Origin of the sequence: Achromobacter sp. HNDS-1, assembly GCF_040084795.1 — a bacterium.
In the GTDB taxonomy this organism is placed as follows: Bacteria; Pseudomonadota; Gammaproteobacteria; order Burkholderiales; family Burkholderiaceae_B; genus Achromobacter; species Achromobacter ruhlandii.
In genome coordinates this window covers 1189382-1204510 of the sequence record NZ_CP157584.1, presented here as the reverse complement: position 1 = coordinate 1204510, position 15129 = coordinate 1189382, and the positions used below count along the sequence as shown (strand labels likewise).

11 protein-coding genes are annotated in these 15129 nt (G+C 68.8%); 7 read left to right on the top strand and 4 right to left on the bottom strand.

The annotated features are described in order from the left end of the window. The first annotated feature begins 34 nt into the window (after positions 1-34). Positions 35-862 carry an NAD-dependent protein deacetylase gene (locus tag ABFG95_RS05240; protein WP_049072983.1) on the top strand — a complete coding sequence of 276 codons (828 nt, stop codon included), beginning with the start codon at positions 35-37 and terminating at the stop codon, positions 860-862. Positions 863-1055: 193 nt separating this feature from the next. Here the strand turns inward: ABFG95_RS05240 and ABFG95_RS05235 are convergent, their stop codons facing one another. From ABFG95_RS05235 to gabT, 3 genes are all read right to left on the bottom strand, one after another. Further along, the gene (locus tag ABFG95_RS05235; RefSeq protein WP_049072984.1) at positions 1056-1910 is read right to left on the bottom strand and encodes an inositol monophosphatase family protein; all 855 of its coding nucleotides are present in this window, start codon (positions 1908-1910) and stop codon (positions 1056-1058) included. A gap of 198 nt (positions 1911-2108) precedes the next feature. Continuing rightward, complete coding sequence (locus ABFG95_RS05230; protein WP_049072985.1) at positions 2109-3578, bottom strand: NAD-dependent succinate-semialdehyde dehydrogenase; 1470 nt, start codon at positions 3576-3578, stop codon at positions 2109-2111. Between the two features lie 147 nt (positions 3579-3725). After that, positions 3726-4988 (bottom strand): 4-aminobutyrate--2-oxoglutarate transaminase, encoded by a 1263-nt coding sequence (gene gabT, locus ABFG95_RS05225; protein ID WP_348995534.1) that lies wholly within the window; start codon positions 4986-4988, stop codon positions 3726-3728. Between the two features lie 155 nt (positions 4989-5143). On the opposite strand from gabT, the gene ABFG95_RS05220 reads away from it, so the two are divergent. After that, on the top strand, positions 5144-6613 hold the full coding sequence (locus ABFG95_RS05220; protein WP_049077654.1) for a PLP-dependent aminotransferase family protein: 1470 nt from the start codon (positions 5144-5146) through the stop codon (positions 6611-6613). A gap of 145 nt (positions 6614-6758) precedes the next feature. Here the strand turns inward: ABFG95_RS05220 and ABFG95_RS05215 are convergent, their stop codons facing one another. Beyond that, entirely contained in the window at positions 6759-7670 is a 912-nt protein-coding gene (locus ABFG95_RS05215) for a DUF72 domain-containing protein (RefSeq protein WP_348995532.1), read from the bottom strand. A 110-nt stretch (positions 7671-7780) separates the two neighbouring features. On the opposite strand from ABFG95_RS05215, the gene ABFG95_RS05210 reads away from it, so the two are divergent. The 5 genes from ABFG95_RS05210 (at position 7781) to ABFG95_RS05190 (ending at position 15128) form a co-directional block, all read left to right on the top strand. Then, the gene (locus ABFG95_RS05210) at positions 7781-9871 is read left to right on the top strand and encodes an ATP-dependent helicase (protein ID WP_348995531.1); all 2091 of its coding nucleotides are present in this window, start codon (positions 7781-7783) and stop codon (positions 9869-9871) included. 124 nt (positions 9872-9995) lie between these two features. Further along, positions 9996-11006 carry a magnesium and cobalt transport protein CorA gene (locus ABFG95_RS05205; protein ID WP_054417291.1) on the top strand — a complete coding sequence of 337 codons (1011 nt, stop codon included), beginning with the start codon at positions 9996-9998 and terminating at the stop codon, positions 11004-11006. A gap of 102 nt (positions 11007-11108) precedes the next feature. After that, positions 11109-11777, top strand: coding sequence for a thermonuclease family protein (locus tag ABFG95_RS05200; RefSeq protein WP_049072990.1), 669 nt, complete (start codon positions 11109-11111; stop codon positions 11775-11777). Between the two features lie 139 nt (positions 11778-11916). Further along, entirely contained in the window at positions 11917-14154 is a 2238-nt protein-coding gene (locus ABFG95_RS05195) for an ABC transporter substrate-binding protein (RefSeq protein ID WP_336725231.1), read from the top strand. Beyond that, the gene (locus tag ABFG95_RS05190; RefSeq protein WP_049072992.1) at positions 14151-15128 is read left to right on the top strand and encodes an ABC transporter permease; all 978 of its coding nucleotides are present in this window, start codon (positions 14151-14153) and stop codon (positions 15126-15128) included. The genes ABFG95_RS05195 and ABFG95_RS05190 overlap by 4 nt, the downstream gene beginning before the upstream one ends. Position 15129 lies beyond the last annotated feature (1 nt).

Here is a 15129-nt window from a genome sequence, read left to right as displayed (position 1 = left end):
GCCTGCTCGCCCGCGCCTCGATACGGGAGCCTGGATGGACACACGTGTTTCGGATCTGGCCGCGCTGCGCGGCTTCGTCGACCGCCACCCGCGGCTGTTCGTGCTGACCGGGGCGGGCGTCAGCACCGATTCCGGCATCCCCGACTACCGCGACACCGACGGCGAATGGAAACGCTCGCCGCCGATGACGCTGCAGACTTTCATGGGCGGCGAATACGCGCGCGCCCGCTACTGGGCCCGCAGCATGGTGGGCTGGCGCCGTTTCGGCCAGGTGCAACCCAACGCCTCGCACCGCGCGCTGGCGCAATTGCAGCAGCGCGGCCGGGTGTCGGTCCTGGTGACGCAGAACGTCGACGGCCTGCACGAAGCCGCCGGTAGCCGCGACGTGGTCGACCTGCATGGCCGGCTCGACCAGGTGCGCTGCATGAACTGCGACTGGCGCGGCCGCCGCGATGCCTGGCAGGACACGCTGCACCAATACAACCCCGGCTGGATCGCCTTCGAGGCCGATGACGCGCCCGACGGCGACGCCGACCTGGAGGGCGTGGACTTCGCGTCGTTCCAGGTGCCGCCCTGTCCGGTCTGCGGCGGCATCGTCAAGCCTGATGTGGTGTTCTTCGGCGAGACCGTGCCGCGCGAGCGGGTCGACCGCGCCAATGCCGGCCTGATGGCGGCCGACGCGGTGCTGGTGGTGGGCTCGTCGCTGATGGTCTATTCGGGCTACCGCTTTGTCACGGCGGCCTCCCGCAACGGCATGCCGATAGCGGCCATCAACCTGGGCCGCACCCGGGCCGACAACCTGTTGACACTCAAGATCGAGCTGCCCAGCGCGGTGGCGCTGGAAGCGCTGACGGCGGCGTAAAAGCGGGACGGACAGCGGCCGGTTTTTGACCGGTTTAACCAAGTGCCCGCCCTGTAAGGATTTTTTTGCGCCGTTACAGACCTTTCCAAAGGGTTGTCCACAGATACTGTGGATAATTCCTAGGGATTACCCCGATTTTGCGAGCAAGTTGGGGCTATTTTCGACCCCTGTGTGGTCATCTGGTCCCGGTATTTCAACCTTCGGCGTCGGCAATGGCGTCGCCCAGCAGGGCCTTGCGCGCCGCGTGCCAGCTGCCGGCATCGGGGGCGTACAGCAGGCCGCCGCTGCGGTGGGTGGGCTTGTAGGGCGAGCCATCGAAGCGCGCCGCGTAGCCGCCGGCTTCGCGGTGCAGCAGCCAGCCGGCCGCGTGGTCCCAGGCGGTCAACTGGTTGTACAGCGCGACGTGGCTGTGGCCGGCCGCCAGCATGCGGTATTCGTGGGCGGCGCAGCGCAGGCTGGCGGTGCTGCCCAGGCGCGACAGGTTGCCGTTGACCGTGGTGCGCAGCGGCTCGGGCAGGGCGCCGGTGGAAATCAGGCCGTCCATGTCCTCGGGCGGCGCGGGGGAGGCCACGGCCAGCGGCGCCTGCTTGCCGTTCTCGTACTCCATCCAGGCGCCTTCGCCACGCACCGCCAGCGCGCTGTCGCGGTTGACCGGGTCGTAGATCACGCCAGCGATCACGTCGCCGCGATGGCAGGCCGCGATCATCATGCCGAACAGCGGCAGGCCGGCGACGTAGTTGCGGGTGCCGTCGATCGGGTCGATCAGGAACGCCAGCTCGGCGTCCACCAGCATGTTCAGCAGGGCGGGGTTGCGGGTCGAGGCTTCCTCGCCGATCAGCACCGCGCCCGGATGCAGCTTGGCCAGGCGCGCGGCGATCAGGCGCTCGGCGGCCTCGTCGGCGTCGGTCACCAGGTCACGCGGCGAGCTCTTGTCGCGCACGCTGCCTTCGGGCAGGTTGCGAAAGCGCGGCATGACCTCCGCCTGCGCGGCTTCGGCCAGGATGCCGGCCAGCTTGCGGGTGTCGTCACGGGTAAAGGTTCTGCTCATGGTCGCTCGTCCAGGGAACGCGCAAATCTATCACGCCTGGGCGGCATTTGATCGCGATTTATAACCGCATGAACTTAAAGGGGATTTTGCACCTGTGCAGGAGTTATCTGCCAGGTTGTCCACAATTCCTGGGGATAAACGGGACCGGAGCCCCGTTTATCTTCCCCCGGGCGGGCGCCCGGGGGAGGCGGGACGCGCTCAGGCGCCCAGGTCGACGCAGAGGTACTTGATCTCGAGGTATTCCTCGATGCCGTACTTCGAGCCTTCGCGGCCCAGGCCGGACTGCTTGACGCCGCCGAAGGGGCCGACTTCGTTGGAGATCAGGCCGGTGTTGATGCCGACGATGCCGTATTCCAGCGCCTCCGACACGCGCCAGATGCGGGCGTAGTCGCGGGTGAAGAAGTAGGCGGCCAGGCCGAAGATGGTGTCGTTGGCCATGCCGATGACTTCTTCCTCGGACTCGAAGCGGAACAGCGGCGCCACCGGGCCGAAGGTTTCCTCGGTCGCGAAGCGCATCGACTGGGTCACGTCGCGCACCACGGTCGGCTCGAAGAACGTGCCGCCGAGCGCGTGCGGCTTGCCGCCGGCGATGACCTTGGCGCCGTGCGCGGTGGCGTCGGCAATGTGCTCCTGCACCTTCTCGATGGCGTTGGCGTCGATCAGCGGGCCTTGCGTCACGCCGTCCTCGAAGCCGTCGCCGACCTTCATGGCGTTGACCTTGGCCACCAGGCGCTTGGCGACTTCCTCGTACACGCCGGCCTGCACGTAGATGCGGTTGGCGCAGACGCAGGTCTGGCCGGCGTTGCGGTACTTCGAGGCCAGGATGCCGTCGACCGCGCGGTCCAGGTCGGCGTCGTCGAACACGATGAAGGGCGCGTTGCCGCCCAGTTCCAGCGACAGCTTCTTGATGGTGGGGGCGCATTGCTCCATCAGCGTGCGGCCGACTTCGGTCGAGCCGGTGAAGCTCAGCTTGCGCACCACCTCGCTTTCGCACAGCGCCGCGCCGATGTCGCGCGAGCTGCCGGTGATGACGTGGAACACACCGGCCGGCACGCCGGCTTCCTCGGCCAGCACCGCCAGCGCCAGCGCGGTCAGCGGCGTCTGCTGGGCCGGCTTGACCACCATGGTGCAGCCGGCGGCCAGGGCCGGGCCGACCTTGCGGGTGATCATGGCGGCGGGGAAGTTCCACGGCGTGATGGCGGCGGTGACGCCGATCGGCTGCTTGAGCGCCAGCAGGCGCTGGCCGGCCTTGGGGCTTTGCAGCACGTCGCCGTCGATGCGCTTGGCTTCCTCGGCGAACCACTCCAGGAACGAGGCGGCGTAGGCGATTTCACCGGCGGCCTCGGTCACGGGCTTGCCCTGTTCCGAGGTCATGATGGCGGCCAGGTCCTGCTGGTTCTGCATCATCAGCTGGGCCCATTTCAGCAGGATCGCGGCGCGTTCCTTGCCGGTCTTGGCGCTCCAGGCGGGCAGGGCGGCCTGGGCGCTGGCGATGGCCTGCTCGGTCTCCTTGCGGCCCAGCTTGGGCACCGACACGATGGTCTTGCCGGTGGAGGGGTTGTCCACGGGGATCGACGGGCCGTTGCCAGCGGATACCCACTTGCCGTCGATGTAGCAGGCGTCGCGCAGCAGTTCGGGGCGCGACAGGGGATGGGTCAAAGAAGTCATTGCAATAGTCTCCTCAAAGGGAACACGGCCGGCAAAGCGGACGCGGGCGCGGCGCGCATCCCCGGGCGGAATCCGCCGGGAATGCTCGCCACGCCCGCAATCGTCATGCCTGCCAGCCGAAAAACCGGATGATCGGGTTTCGCGGCCTCAGGCGGCCAGGGCCTCGGACAGGATGGCCAGCGCGCGATCGAACTGGGCGTCGGGGATGGTCAAGGGGTACAGGAAGCGCAGGACGTTGCCGTACACACCGCAGCTTAGCAAGATCAGGCCTTGCTCGATGGCGCGGGCCTGCACCTTCTTGACCGCCTCGGCGTCGGGCTTGCCGTTGGCGTCGTTCAGTTCCAGCGCCACCATCGAACCCAGGCCGCGCACGTCGGCGATGCCCGGCACCTTGGCGCGCAGGCCCTCGAGGTGGGCGCGCAGCTTGTCGCCCAGTTGCACCGCGCGTTCGCACAGCTTTTCCTCGGCGATCACGTCCAGCACGGCGTGGGCCGCGGCCACCGCCAGCGGGTTGCCGGCATAAGTGCCGCCCAGGCCGCCCGCGGCCGGGCCGTCCATGACGTCGGCGCGGCCGACCACGCCCGAGATCGGGAAGCCGCCGCCCAGGCTCTTGGCCATGGTGATCAGGTCGGCCTGCACCGAGTGGTGCTCCATGGCGAACAGCTTGCCGGTGCGGCCGAAGCCGGTCTGCACTTCGTCGGCGATCAGCAGGATGCCGTGTTCGTCGCAGAGCTTGCGCAGGGCCACCATCAGTTCGGGCGGGGTGATGTTGAAGCCGCCTTCGCCCTGCACCGGTTCGATGATGATCGCGGCGACGCGCTTGGGATCGATGTCGACCTTGAACAGCAGGTCCAGCGCCTTGAGCGAGTCGGCCACGGTGATGGACTGCGTGCCGTTGGGGAACGGCACGTGGTAGATGTCGCCCGGCATCGGGCCGAACGACAGCTTGTAGGGGGCGACCTTGCCGGTCAGCGCCATGCCCAGCATGGTGCGGCCGTGGAACGAGCCCGAGAAGGCGATGACGCCCGAACGGCCGGTGGCCGAGCGTGCGATCTTGATGGCGTTTTCAACGGCTTCGACGCCGGTGGTGAAGAAGGCGGACTTCTTCAGTCCGTCGATCGGGGCCAGGCGGTTGATGCGCTCGGCCAGCGAGACGTAGCCTTCGTACGGCACGATCTGGTAGGCCGTGTGGGTGAAGTTGTCGAGCTGGGCGCTGACGGCGGCCTTGATCTTGGGGTGCAGGTGGCCGGTGTTCAGCACCGCGATGCCGCCCGCGAAGTCGATGTATTCCTTGCCGTTGGCGTCCCACAGCGTGGCGTTCTCGGCGCGCACGGCATAGAAGTCGCACATGACGCCGACGCCGCGCGGCGTGGCCAGGGAACGGCGGGTATTCAAATCCTGATTCTTCATCTCAGCCTCGGATGGCAAGTGGGCGGTAAACCCTTACTTTAATGCTACTATGGCCCCATTGGTGGGAACCACTTTTATAAATCAGGTAGAACCAATTGCGGTCCATCGTTGGAGACTTGCTGCAGCTGCGCCTGGCCGATGCCGCGGGCGGGCCGATGAACAAGCGGCTGTACCATGGTATCCGCGAGGCCATCCTGGATGGTTCGATTGCCGCCGACTCGCGCCTGCCGGCCTCGCGCGACCTGGCGGCCGAACTCGGCATCGCGCGCAACACCGTGGTGCACGTCTACGGCCAGTTGCTGGCCGAAGGCTATACCCGCAGCCTGCAGGGCAATGGCACCTTCGTCAATGCCTCGCAGCCCGACTCCTACCTGGCCAGCGGGCGCCAGTCGCGCCGCGCGCCGCCGCCGCAGCAGCGTCCGGCGCTGTCGGCCCGGGGCGCGGCCATTGTCGACGGCGTGTCGGCCTCGCCCTACCAATGGGGCGCCTTCATGCCGGGGGTGCCCGACCTGACCGAATTCCCGCACAAGAAGTTCGGCCGCATCTTTTCCGCGCTCTGGCGCAACCCCACCCCCGATCTGCTGACCTATGCCTATGGCGGCGGCCTGCCGGCGCTGCGCGAGGCGCTGGCCCAGCACCTGGCGCTGACGCGCTCGATCGACTGCGACCCCGACCAGATCCTCATCACCGAAGGCTCGCACCAGGCCATTGACCTGGCCACCCGCATCCTGGGCGAAGCGGGCGAGACCGCCTGGGTCGAGGACCCGGGCTACTGGGGGGCGCGCACGGTGCTGCAGGCCAATGGATTGCGCACGGTGCACCTGCCGGTCGACGAGGAAGGCATGCGGCTGCCGGATCCGGATGCCGCGCCCGCCGTGGCGCCGCCGCGCTTCATCTTCGTGACGCCGTCGCACCAGTATCCGCTGGGGCCGGTGATGTCGCTGGCGCGGCGCCGCCAGCTGCTGGCGGTGGCGCGCCAGCATGGCAGCTGGATCATCGAGGACGACTACGACAGCGAATTCCGTTTCTCGGGCCGGCCCATTGCCTCGCTGCTGGGCCTGGAGCCGGACGCGCCCGTGATCTACATGGGCACCTTCAGCAAGACGCTGTATCCGGGCCTGCGGGTCGGCTACCTGGTGCTGCCCAAGCCGCTGACCGCGGCGTTCCAGGCGGCCCACGCCGAGCTCTACCGCGAAGGCCACCTGATGACGCACGCGGCGCTGGCCACCTTTATCGCCGAGGGCCACTACGCCGCCCACATCCGCCGCATGCGCATGCTGTATGGCCGGCGCCGCGCCATGCTGGTCAACCTGATCGAACGGCGCCTGGGGCCCGAGTGGCTGCATCGCGACGCCAGCCTGGCCGGCCTGCACCTGGTGCTGACTTTGCCGCCGCATATGGACGACCTGCGGGTGGTCGAAGTGGCCCGCCGCAAGGGCGTACTGACGCGCCCGCTGTCGCGCTACTACGTCGGCGCCGAAGGCCGCCGGCCCGGCCTGCTGCTGGGTTATGCCTGTGTGCCTGAGCACGACATCGCGCGCAAGTTCGAGGTGCTGCTGGAAAGCCTGGCCGAGGTGGCGCGCACGACGCCGGCCGCGCCGGCGGTCGCCGCGCAGCCGGCCTGACGCGGGCGGTCAAGGCTGGCCGCGCGGCACGGGCCTTGACGGCCGCTGGCGGGATGCCGGCGCCTGCCGCCTGAGCGCCGCGATCCCCCGGCCCGAGCGCCGCGATCCCCCGGTCCGAGCGCCGCGATCCCCCGGCCCGAACGCCTCAACCCGGGCGGTCCTGTCCACCGCCCAGCGCCGCCGCGAAGGCCGCGGCGTTGCGCATGCCCTGGTCCTCGAAGTTGGTGTTGAACACCGCGTGCGCCTGCCCGCTCTGGCGGGCCAGCTCCTGGAAGCGGCGCGCCAGTTCGGCCAGCTCGGCCTCGGAGTATTCATACTGGAAACGCCCGGACGAGGCGGCGCCGTTGGCGTTCCAGGTGGCCGCGTTGCGCCCGTGCAGGCGCAGCAGCGTCAGGTCGGGGTGGGTGCAGGCCCACACCGGCGGCACGCTGTTGTCGAAGCCCTGAGGCGCGTCCACCACCGTGTGGACCACGCCCAGTTCCCGTTCGAACGCCAGCGTGGCGTCCGTGGCGGCGGCTGATTCGAACCAGCCGCGATGGCGGAACTCGACCGACAGCAGGTGTTCCGGCAGGCGCCGCGCGCATTCGGCCACCAGGGCGTGGCCGCGCGCGTCGCGCCGTATCCAGGGCGGGAACTGGAAGTGCACCGCGCCCAGCTTGCCGGCCATGCGCAGGGGTTCCAGCGCCAGCGTGTAGCGGCGCCAGAGCTCGTCGCGCAGGTCGTCGGGCATGGCGTGGTGGTAGATGACGGGTTCGGGCCAGTCGGCCAGCTCGCGGCGGATGTCGGCGGGCAGCGAGGCCAGCGGCGTCTGGTGGCCGGTGAAGAGGCGGTAGGCCTTGATATTGAAGACGAAATCGTCGGGCGTGCGCTGCGCCCACAGGTAGGCGTTGTCGGCGCTGGGCAGGGCGTAGTAGCTGGAATCGACCTCGGCCAGCCCGAAGCGGGTGGCGTAGAAGCGCAGCCGGGATTGGGCGTCGTGCGCCTCGCGCGGGTAGAAGCGGCCGCACGCCAGCAGCGTGGGATCGGTCCAGGAAGCGGTGCCGGCAAGCAGGCGCATGGCGAAAACAGGCGTATCGGGAGCGGGGGGCGATGCGGTTATGATACCTGGATATATCCCCAGGTATCGGGCCGCGCCGACCGCGCCCGCCGCCGACCATTCCACGCCCCATGTCCGACCAGAATTCCGCCCACCCGTCCAGCCGTCCCGATCCCCTGGCCGACCTCAACCCCGCCCAGCGCGAGGCCGCCGAATTCGGCGTCGGCGGCGCGGGCGACGAGGGCCCGCTGCTGGTGATCGCCGGCGCCGGCTCGGGCAAGACCAACACCCTGGCGCACCGCGTTGCCCACCTGATCCTGAACGGCGCCGATCCGCAGCGCATGCTGCTGCTGACCTTCTCGCGCCGCGCCGCCCAGGAAATGGAGCGCCGCGTCGGCAGCGTGCTGCAGCGGGTCATGAACCTGCGCGGCACCCAGCAGGCGCCGTCGCTGCCGTGGGCCGGCACCTTCCACGCCATCGGCGCGCGCCTGCTGCGCGACTGCGCCCAGCGCATCGGCCTGTCCGAAGCCTTCACCATTCACGACCGCGGCGACGCCGAGGACCTGATGGGCATGGTGCGGCACGAACTGGGCCTGTCGTCCACCAAGTCGCGCTTTCCGCTCAAGGGCACCTGCCTGGCGATCTACTCGCGCGTGGTCAACAGCCAGACGCCGGTGGCCGACGTGCTGCACGCCACCTTCCCGTGGTGCGCGCAATGGGAGGACGAACTCAAGAACCTGTTCCGCGCCTACGTCGCCGCCAAGCAGGACCAGCAGGTGCTCGACTACGACGACCTGCTGCTGTACTGGGCCGAGATGATGGGCGACGCGGCCATCGCCGCCGACGTCGGCGCGCGCTTCGACCATGTGCTGGTGGACGAATACCAGGACACCAACCGGCTGCAGGCCGCCATCCTGCTGGCCATGAAGCCCGACGGCCGCGGCCTGACCGTGGTGGGCGACGACGCCCAGTCGATCTATTCGTTCCGCGCCGCCACGGTGCGCAACATCCTCGACTTTCCGGCGCAGTTCCCGCGGCCGGCGCGGGTCATCACGCTGGACCGCAACTACCGCTCGACCCAGCCCATCCTGAACGCCTCCAACGCCGTCATCGGCCTGGCGGCCGAGCGCTATGCCAAGGATCTCTGGAGCGACCGGCCATCGTCGCAGCTGCCCGAGCTGGTCACCGTCAGCGACGAGGCCGGCCAGGCCCGCTGGGTGGCCGACCAGGTGCTGGCGCAGCGCGAGGGCGGCGCCACGCTCAAGTCGCAGGCGGCGCTGTTCCGCACCTCCAGCCACAGCGCCGCGCTGGAACTGGAACTGACCCGGCGCAACATTCCTTTCGTCAAGTTCGGCGGCCTGCGCTTTCTGGAGGCGGCGCACGTCAAGGACCTGCTGTCGCTGCTGCGCTGGGCCGAGAACCCGCGCGGGCGCATGGCGGGGTTCCGCGTGGCGCAACTGCTGCCCGGCATCGGCCCGGCCACCGCCGGCAAGCTGATGGACGCCATGGCGCAATCGGCCGAGCCGCTGCGCGCGCTGCGCGAGTTCAAGCCGGGCGCGGCGGCGCAGGCGGAGTGGGGCGCGTTCGCCGACACCTACGCGGCCCTGGCCGACCCCAAGCTGCGCTGGCCGGCCGACGTCGACCTGGCGCTGCGCTGGTACGCCGGCCAGCTCGAACGGCTGTACGACGATGCGCGCGTGCGCAAGACCGACCTGGACCAACTGGTGCGCATTGCCGCCGGCTACCCGTCGCGCGAGCGCTTCCTGACCGAACTGACGCTGGACCCGCCCGACGCCACCAGCGACGAATCCGGCGCGCCCTCGCGCGACGAGGACTACATGATCCTGTCCACCATCCACTCGGCCAAGGGCCAGGAATGGAAGGCGGTCTATGTGCTGAACGTGGTCGACGGCTGTATCCCGTCCGACATGAGCACCGGCACCGCCGAAGAGATCGAGGAAGAAAGGCGTCTGCTGTACGTGGCCATGACGCGCGCCAAGGAACGCCTGCAACTGATCGTGCCGCAGCGCTTCTACGTGCACCAGCAGACCGGCATGGGCGACCGCCACGTCTACGGCTCGCGCACCCGCTACATCACCAACGCCATGCTGCCGCTGTTCGACCACCTGCCCAAGCTGCCGGACCTGCCGGCGCGCGAGGCCAAGGCGCCGCAGGCGCCGAGCGTGGACGTGGCCAAGCGCGTGCGCAACCTGTTCGCGTAGGGCGCGTTCGCCGGGGCTCGGACCCCGCGCGCACGCCGCCGCGCGGCGGCGCCGGTGGGCTATCATCGGCCGATACGCTGGATATACGCTGCACCCGCAGGGCTCGCATCGCCAAAGGATGTCTATGTCTACCGAAGCAACCGCCGCCGTCGCCGCGCCGCCCCAGGGCGAAGTCGTGGCCTCCATCGCCTATGTGAACGGCCGGCGCGACCACGAGGTGCCCATCGAGGAGGTGGGCAAGCACGTCGATCCCAAGCACGGCATGGTGTGGATCGGCCTGCGCAATCCCAGCCCCGAACGGCTGGCCGACGTCGTCAACCAGCTGGGCGCCTGCGACAAGAACCAGGAAGAGATGCTGGAGTCGCACCGCCGGCCCAAGATCATCGACTACGGCAACATGGTGCTGATCGTCGTCATCACCGTCGAGGTCGAGGCCGAGCGGCCCATCTTCGGCGAGACCCAGTTCCTGATCGGCGAGGGCTTTCTGGTCACGGTGCGGCGCGGCGCCACCGCCGGCCACAGCCCCTTGCGCGAACGGCTGGAGTCCTCGCCCGACCTGCTCAAGCGCGGCAGCGACTACGTCGCCTCCGAACTGCTGGACTGGCTGGTGGACCGCTACGTGGTGGCGGCCGGCAAGATCGAATCGGTGGTCGAGGGCGCCGAGCAGAAGCTGCTGATCCGCGGCGCCAAGGACGCCGACATCCGCAGGCTGTACCGCCAGCGCCGCGACCTCCTGCGCATCCACACCGTGGTGTCGCCGCTGGCCGAGATCTGCCGCCGCCTGGCGCGGGTCGAGATGTCGGCGGTCGATGAGCACGCCCGGCCGTATTTCGGCGAGGTGGCCGACCGCGTGCTGCGGGTCGACGAACTGTTCAATGCGCTGCGCGAGTCGCTGGCCTTCGCGTTCGAAGCCAGCCTGATGATCGGCCAGGCGGCGCAGAACGACACCACCCGCAAGCTGGCCTCCTGGGCCGCCATCCTGGCGGTGCCCACGGCCATTGCCGGCATCTATGGCATGAACTTCAAGTTCATGCCCGAGCTGGAATCGCCGTTCGGCTATCCGGTCACGCTGGGCGTGATCGCGTCGGTCTGTTCGTTCCTGTACTGGCGTTTCCGCAAGTCGGGCTGGCTGTAGCGCAACGCCCGCCGGCAGTGTGACGACGGCGACGCACTTTGCCGCGCGGCGCCGGCGCGGCTGTGGCAAACTGCCTGCGTTTTCCCCTCAGGAGCCCGGCCCGTGCGCGGCAATTCCCCCTTTCGCGGCGGCAGCAAGCTGACCGCCCTCATCGTCGCCCTGATCCTGGCGGCGGCGGGCGCCATCGTCAACTGGCTGCAGCCTTCCCGGCAGGGGGGCGAACGCCCCGCCGAACGTCCCGGTGCGGGCGCGCCGGCGTCGCCCGGCAAGGCCGGCGCGGCCCTGGCCGGCGGCGTCCCCGCCGGCAGCTATACCCTGACCGGCATGATCGTCAACGTGGCGGACGGCGACACCGTGACGCTGCGCGCGCCCGACGGCCAGCGCCGCATCCGCATGGACAGCATCGACGCGCCCGAAGAAGGCCATGGCGCCGACCAGCCCGGGCAGCCCTACGCCGAGGCCGCGCGCCAGCACCTGGCCAGCCTGGTGGCCGGCAAGACCCTGACCGCCCAGTGCTACGAAAAGGACCAGTATGGCCGCGACGTCTGCGCGCTGATCCTGGAAGACGGCCGCTCGGCCAACCGGCTGCAGGTCGAGGCTGGCTACGCCTGGGCCTACACCGCGCGCCAGGGCGATTACCTGCACGACAAGGCCATGCCCGACCTGCAGCGCCAGGCCAAGGCCGCCGGCCGCGGCCTGTGGGCCGGCAAGGACCCGATGCAGCCCTGGAAGTGGCGCTACGACTGCTGGCGCCAGCGCCAGTGCGGCTGATCGCCGCGGGCCGGCGAGGGTAATCCGTCCTGCTGTGCGCGGGGATCCGCCCCGGCAAGTTCCCTAGGGGGATGCCAGGGTACTGGGGCGGATGCACCTTTGCTATTCTCTGTCGCACTGAATAGAAGGAAAGGTTTCCATGCGTGCTTTGATGCGGCTCTGGGCGGCGGCCATGATGCTGTTGCTGGCGTTGGCGGGCTGCTCCCGGGAGGGCAGTCCCATCAACAGCCCCTATCCGGCGGGCGCCGAAAGCCAGAACACGCTTTATTCCGCCTTCGTCAAGCGCTCCCCCAAGTACCTGGATCCGGCCAGTTCTTATTCCGGCGATGAAACGCCTTATACCTACAACATCTATGAGACGCTGTATGGCTACCACTACCTCAAGCGGCCCTACGAACTGATCCCGCGCGCCGCGGCCTCGATCGACCCGCCGGTCTACCTGGATGCGCAGGGCAAGGTGCTGCCGGCCGACGCGCCGGGCGAGCAGATCGCCGAAAGCGTCTACGACATCAAGATCAAGCCCGGCATGCGTTTCGCGCCGCACCCGGCCTTCGCCCGCAAGACCGATGGCAGCTACGACTACTTCCCGATCGCGCCGGAGGACCTGGCCGACAAGTACGCCATCTCCGATTTCCCGCGCACCGGCACCCGCGAACTCACCGCCGACGATTACGTCTACGCCTTCCGCCGCCTGGCCAGCCCGCGCGTGGTGTCGCCCATCTATTCGCTGATGGCCGAATACGTCAGCGGCCTCAAGGAATATGGCGACCGCCTGCGCGAGCGCGACAAGGCGCTGCGCCGCGATCTGCCGGGCGGGGCGGGCGCCTCGTGGCTGGACCTGCGCGAGGCCGACGGCTTCACCGGCGTGCAGGCGCTCGACCCGCACACGCTGCGCATCCGCGTCAACGGCAAGTACCCGCAGTTCAAGTACTGGCTGGCCATGACCTTCACCGCGCCCGTGCCCTGGGAGGCCGACCGCTTCTACAACCAGCCCGGCATGGCCGAGCACGACCTGTCGCTCAACACCTGGCCGGTCGGCACCGGCCCCTACATGCTGGCCGAGTCGCTGCAGAACCGCCGCCACGTGCTGGCGCGCAATCCCAACTTCCACGGCGAGCCCTATCCCTGCGAAGGCGAGCCGGGCGACCGCGCGGCCGGCCTGCTGGACGATTGCGGCAAGCCCACACCCTTCATCGACCGCGCCGTCTTCAGCGTCGAGAAGGAAGCCATTCCGCTGACCGGCAAGTTCATGCAGGGCTATTACGACGTGCCGCAGATCGAGCGCGGCGAGTACGGCGTGGCCATGCTGGTGGCCGCCGGCGACAGCCAGGACAAGGCGCGCAAGTACGCCGAGCACGGCATCCGCCTGCCCACCACGGTCGAGACCGCCAACTGGTACATGGGCTTCAACTGGCTCGATCCGGTGGTGGGCAAGGGCGACACGCCCGAGCAGGCCGAGAAGAACCGCAAGCTGCGCCAGGCCATCAGCATCGCCTTCGACTGGGAAGAATACGTGGCGGTGTTCGAGAACAGCCAGGCCTCGGTGGCCTACGGCCCGGTGCCGCCCGGCGTGCTGGGCTACCGCGAACCGCCCGAGGGCGTGAACCCGGTGGTCTACGACCTGGTCGATGGCAAGCCGGTGCGCAAGCCGATCGAGGTGGCGCGCAAGCTGCTGGCCGAGGCCGGCTACCCCGACGGCCGCAACGCCGTGACCGGCGCGCCGCTGGTGCTGTACTACGACTCCATGACGGGCGGCGGTTCCAACCCGCAGTTCGACTGGATGCGGCGGCAGATGGCCAAGCTCGGCGTGCAGATGGACGTGCGCTCGACCGACTACAACCGCTTCCAGGACAAGATGCGGCGCGGGTCGGCGCAGATCTTCCTGTGGGGCTGGAACGCCGACTACCCCGACGCCGAGAACTTCCTGTTCCTGCTGTACGGCCCCAACGCCAAGGCCAAGGGCGGCGGCGAGAACGCCGCCAACTACGACAGCCCCGAATACGACAAGCTGTTCGAGCAGATGAAATTCCTGGACGACGGCCCCGAAAAGGAAGCCCTGATCCAGCGCATGGTCGCCATCGTGCAGCGCGACGCGCCGTGGATGTTCGGCTACTTCCCGATGTCCGGCGGCGCCTATCAGCAGTGGGTCGGCAACGCCAAGCCGACCCAGATGGTGCGCAACACGCTGCAGTACATGAAGATCGACCCGGTCCTGCGCGAACGCAAGATCGACGAGTGGAATTCCCCCATCTGGTGGCCGGTGGGCCTGTTCGCGCTGCTGATCGCGCTGGCGATCTGGCCGTCGTACGTGGCGCTCAAGCGGCGCGAGCGGCAGACCGCCTTCGCCCAGGCTTCCCGCAAGGAGCATCAATCATGATCGGCTACGTCATCCGCCGGCTGCTGTACGGCGTGCTGATTCTGATCGGCGTGAACCTCTTCACCTTCATCCTGTTTTTCGCCGTCAACACGCCCGACGACATGGCGCGCCTGGCCATCGGCGGGCAGCGCATCAGCCAGGACGCGGTCGAGAAATGGAAGGTCGAGCACGGCTACGACAAACCGCTGTTCTACAACGGCCAGGCCAAGGGCACGGCGCAACTGACCGACACCGTGTTCTACCAGCGCTCGGTGCCGCTCCTGGCGATGGACTTCGGCGCGTCCGACGGCGGCCGCGACATCGGCCGCGAGATCCAGACCCGCATGGGCCCGAGCCTGGCGCTGGCGGTGCCGACCTTCTTCCTGGGGTTGTTCGCCAGCATCGTGTTTTCATTGACGCTGGTGTATTTCCGCGCCACCCGGCTGGATTTCTGGGGCGTGGTGCTGTGCGTGATATTGCTGTCGATCTCCAGCCTGTTCTACATCATCGCCGGCCAGTGGATGTTCGCCAAGCTGCTGCGGCTGGTGCCGTTCTCCGGCTTCGAGGGCGGGCTGGACATGGTCAAGTTCCTGGCCCTGCCGGTGCTGGTGGCGATCGTCTCGCGGCTGGGCCCCGAGGCGCGCTTCTACCGCACCCTGTTCCTGGAGGAAATCGGCAAGGACTACGTGCGCACCGCCCGCGCCAAGGGGCTGGCCGAGCGCGTGGTGCTGCTGCGCCACGTGCTGCGCAATGCCATGCTGCCGATCCTGACCAGCACCGTCGCGGCCTTGCCGCTGCTGTTCATGGGCAGCCTGATCGCCGAGTCGTTCTTCGGCATCCCGGGCCTGGGCAGCTACACCATCGACGCCATCAACGCGCAGGATTTCTCCATCGTGCGCGCCATGGTGTTCCTGGGCGCGTCGCTGTACATCGTGGGGCTGATCCTGGCCGACATTTCCTACACGCTGGCTGACCCCCGCGTCCGTTTCGAGTAGC